This window comes from Pseudoxanthomonas sangjuensis, from assembly GCF_010211755.1.
Taxonomy (GTDB): Bacteria; Pseudomonadota; Gammaproteobacteria; order Xanthomonadales; family Xanthomonadaceae; genus Pseudoxanthomonas_A; species Pseudoxanthomonas_A sangjuensis.
The window spans coordinates 1-510 of record NZ_PDWR01000075.1 but is presented as its reverse complement, the minus strand read 5'-3'; the positions used below and the strand labels follow the sequence as shown (position 1 = coordinate 510).

Annotated in this window: 1 pseudogene; it reads right to left on the bottom strand. The window is 58.8% G+C overall.

The window, feature by feature from the left end:
* Window positions 1-346: pseudogene (locus CSC71_RS15645) on the bottom strand (transposase); the annotation flags it as partial.
* Window positions 347-510: the final 164 nt, after the last annotated feature.

Here is a 510-nt window from a genome sequence, read left to right as displayed (position 1 = left end):
GCGGCAGTTTGGTGCCTTCGAACATCGTGCCTGCCATCAGACTGGTCTGATGCCGGCAAGCGCTGCACTGGTAGTAGATGATGCCGCCACGCTTGAAGCGCGAGCGCACTCGTCCGGCACAGCAAGGGCAGCGAAATCCCTACAGCTACCGCCACTTGTAAAGTGCGCGATAGCACTTATAGCGGCTAACAAAACCCAGGAAGAAGTCGTGCGCAGATGATGAAGCCGAGACTCAACTTCCAAGGGCATTCCAGCCAGAGCAACGCCAATTAGCCTCGGTGCCGTAGGACGCGAAGAACTCAGGCAGCGACAATCCAGCCTGGAACTGCACCGCATTGATGCTCATCACGTCACCTCGTTGGCTTCAGATGACAGCAGCATCCACACAGCGCGGCGCAGATCCTGCGACTGATGGCTGAGGGTCAGGGCTAATCAGGAGACCTGTTCATCGTGCAAGGCATCGGGCACCACCAGCGGGCCGACATTGGCCTTGGGCCCGCGCACGTATTC